Genomic DNA, 3297 nt, shown 5'->3' with positions numbered 1-3297 from the left:
ACAAGAAAAACCAGTCCTAGGATCGGTAACAAAATAATCAAAAATAGTTCCATTTGTCTCTTCATTCAATTCTCTCCAATCCTTCCTTTCATGACTGAATGAGCTAGTCACTTTTCTTACTATTATAGCATCTTTCATTTGAATCTCAATCCAACTCACTAGTTAGAGACTTTATGCAGCAATCACAAAAGAACTTACGAGGTTCTGCTAGAATATAAACAATCCTTTTTTAAAAATAAAACCTAGGTGATGCTAAAAATTCAAATGTTGCATTTTTGTAGAGTATCTAAAAATAAAATGAAACTTTCCGCTGTGAGAAAAGTGCTAGAAACACCATTGTTTCTAGCACTCGGTAGTTTTGGAACCTTAGGTCCGAAACTAAGTCATGGAACTTCGTAGAAGTTCGCTGACGTCCGTATTCACTTAAGGAAAGTTTCTAAGAGGAGTTTATCTTCAATCAAAAAGGAACCCGAAGGTTCCTTTTGTGTTATTTCCGATACATCTTGACCTGAAGGTAAAGATCGTTATAGACTCCAAGCAATTTCTTGCCTAATTGTTGATAGACTTCCAAATGGTCCAGCGTTTCATCGCTTGGATAGAAGGATTGGTCATCTTGGATTTCTTTTGGCAACATGGCTTTTGCTTTTTTATTTGGCGTAGAGTAGCCGACATAAAGAGCATTTTTTAAAGCATTTTTAGGACGAAGCATGAAGTTAATAAAGGCATATGCTGCTTCTTTGTTTTTCACGGTTTTTGGAATGACAATGTTATCAAACCAAAGGTTGCTGGCTTCAGTTGGAACAACATAGCGAAGATCCTTATTGGCATCCAGCATTTGGCTGGCTTCTCCTGAGAAGGTAACCCCAATAGCTGCATTGTTTTGGATCATATACCCTTTCATTTCATCGGCCACCAAAGCTTTGATGTTTGGTGTCAAGGTGTAGAGTTTATCTACTGCCTCTTGCAATTTCTTTGGATCCTTTTCATTGAGGCTATAGCCCAAGGTATTGAGACCAATTCCCATGACCTCACGCGCACCATCGTACATCATGATGTCATTTCTGTACTCTTCACGCCAGAGATCTGACCAATGTTCCGGAGCATTTTTGACCATCTTGGTATTGTAGACGATCCCCAAGGTCCCCCAGAAATAAGGTACTGAATATTGGTTGCCCGGATCAAACGATTGGTTCAAGAGTTTTGGATCGATATTTTCCATCCCTTTGATCTTGGATTGGTCCAACTTTTCAACCAGATGCTCATCCATCATCTTGGCAATCATGTATTCACTAGGAATCGCAATATCGTAGGTGGTTCCCCCTTGCTTGATCTTGGTGTACATGGCTTCGTTGGAATCAAAGGTATCATATTGCACCTGAATCCCTGTCTCTTTTGTGAATTCCTTGAGCAAGTCTGGATCGATATAATCTCCCCAGTTGTAGATGACCAACTTGTCGCTATTCTTGGTATTCATGCTCGCTTCGATCTGGTGGCTAATTCCCCAGAGGACCAGGATGACAAGAACAATCCCAGTTAGGAATGAATAAAGTTTTTTCATGCTGCTTCCTCCTTTTCACGGGTAATAAAGTAATAACCGATGACCAAGAGCACACTAAAGAGAAAGACAAGGGCGGACAAGGCATTGATACTGAGAGAAATTCCTTGACGCGCACGTGAGTAGATCTCTACAGACAAGGTTGTAAAGCCATTTCCGGTTACAAAGAAGGTCACGGCAAAGTCATCAAGAGAATAGGTAAAGGCCATAAAGTAACCGGCGATAATGGCTGGTGTCAGATACGGCAACATGATCTCTTTAAGCATTTGCACTTGGGTAGCTCCTAAGTCATAGGCAGCGTTGACCATATCCCGGTTCATTTCCTTGAGTCGTGGCAAGACCATCAAGACTACAATGGGAATCGAGAAAGCAACGTGGCTAGCCAGAACAGATAGGAAACCTAGCTGGTACTTCATCGTCGTAAAGAGAATCAAGAAGCTGGCCCCGATCATAACGTCTGGCGCTACCATGAGAATGTTGTTGATGGAGAGCAAAGGTCCTTCTAACTTCTTCTTCGATTGGTAGATATAAATGGCTCCAAAGGTTCCGATCACCGTCGCAATCAAGGCTGACAAGAAGGCCAAGAGGAAGGTCTCTGACAAGATCAGCATCAGGCGACTATCTGCAAACAATTCATTGAAATGCTCAGGCGTGAAGCCCGTGAAGGCATTCATATCTCCCCCTTTATTGAAGGCATAAAAGATCAAATAAAAGATAGGAAGATAGAGGATCAGAAAGACGAAACCTAGATAGAAATGAGATACTTTTTTCATCGTTCTCTCCTTTCTCTTGTTGCCCACATGGTAAAGAGCATAGCAAGGATCAGAACAACTCCGATGGTAGAACCCATTCCCCAGTTTTGTGTTGTCAGGAAGTGCTGTTCAATCGCAGTCCCTAAGGTAATGACGCGATTTCCACCGATCATCCGTGTCAACATGAAGAGACTCAGACTAGGAATAAAGACAGATTGTACACCTGAGCGGACTCCATTCATGGACAAGGGGAAGACCACATGACGGAAGGTATCCCAACGATTGGCTCCTAAATCATAGCTGGCATTGATCAAGTTTGGATCTAAGTCATCTAAGACATTAAAGATCGGTAAAATCATAAATGGCAACTCGATGTAGCTGGCTACAAAGATAAAGGAGAAATCGGTAAAGAGGATCTGCTGGGGAGCGACTCCGAGAAAGCTTAAAAAGCTATTAATGGAGCCGTTTTGACCAAAGATTCCGATAAAGGCATAGGCCTTGAGCAAGAGATTGACCCAAGTTGGCAAGACGATCAACATCAACCACAACTGCCGGTGTTTGAGCTGCGTCAAAAAGTAAGCAGTCGGGTAGGAGATCAAGAGCGTCACCAGGGTGACGATTCCAGCATAGAGGACCGAATTAAAGCTCATCTTTAAATAGGTCAAATTTTGCGAAGTAAAGAACTCTTTGTAGTTTTCAAGTGAAAACTGCCCTTCAACGTTGAAAAACGATTGAAAGATGATCATGACTACAGGAGCCAAGACAAAGAGAAAAATCCACAAGAAATAGGGGAGAATAAATAGATTAGAGGTTGTTTTCTTCATCTCTTTCCTCCTCAATGGCATTAATCAAACCAGCTTCTTGCTCTTCCACTTCAACGTACTCTTCGATCCGCGCATCGAATTCTTCTTCGGTTTCATTGAGACGCATAACGTGGATATCTTCTGGTTCAAAGTCTAGCCCGATGACTTCTCCCACGATGGCCTTACG

General features: G+C 42.0%; 3 protein-coding genes and 1 pseudogene. All 4 read right to left on the bottom strand.

Annotated features, from left to right (window positions below; translation table 11 throughout):
• Positions 1 to 487 precede the first annotated feature (487 nt).
• Positions 488 to 1558 carry an ABC transporter substrate-binding protein gene (locus tag SPADD19_RS02760; protein ID WP_061455126.1) on the bottom strand — a complete coding sequence of 357 codons (1071 nt, stop codon included), beginning with the start codon at positions 1556 to 1558 and terminating at the stop codon, positions 488 to 490.
• Positions 1555 to 2328: an ABC transporter permease gene (locus SPADD19_RS02755; protein ID WP_061455125.1), complete on the bottom strand. Its 774-nt coding sequence runs from the start codon at positions 2326 to 2328 to the stop codon at positions 1555 to 1557. The genes SPADD19_RS02760 and SPADD19_RS02755 overlap by 4 nt, the downstream gene beginning before the upstream one ends.
• A complete protein-coding gene (locus SPADD19_RS02750) occupies positions 2325 to 3131 on the bottom strand; it encodes an ABC transporter permease (protein ID WP_061455124.1) in 807 nt (268 codons plus the stop codon). The genes SPADD19_RS02755 and SPADD19_RS02750 overlap by 4 nt, the downstream gene beginning before the upstream one ends.
• A pseudogene (locus tag SPADD19_RS02745) lies at positions 3112 to 3297 on the bottom strand (spermidine/putrescine ABC transporter ATP-binding protein); the annotation flags it as partial. The gene SPADD19_RS02750 and the pseudogene SPADD19_RS02745, both read right to left, overlap by 20 nt.

The sequence above is a fragment of the Streptococcus parasanguinis genome (genome assembly GCF_001578955.1).
Taxonomy (GTDB): Bacteria; Bacillota; Bacilli; order Lactobacillales; family Streptococcaceae; genus Streptococcus; species Streptococcus parasanguinis_U.
Note: the sequence above shows the minus strand (reverse complement) of the source record. Positions and strands in the feature narration are given on the sequence as shown.

What these genes read in the sequence shown, in the direction of transcription:
- SPADD19_RS02760 (WP_061455126.1), bottom strand. Translation starts at nt 1,558, where the DNA reads ATGAAAAAACTTTATTCATTCCTAACTGGGATTGTTCTTGTCATCCTG.
- SPADD19_RS02755 (WP_061455125.1), bottom strand. Translation starts at nt 2,328, where the DNA reads ATGAAAAAAGTATCTCATTTCTATCTAGGTTTCGTCTTTCTGATCCTC.
- SPADD19_RS02750 (WP_061455124.1), bottom strand. Translation starts at nt 3,131, where the DNA reads ATGAAGAAAACAACCTCTAATCTATTTATTCTCCCCTATTTCTTGTGG.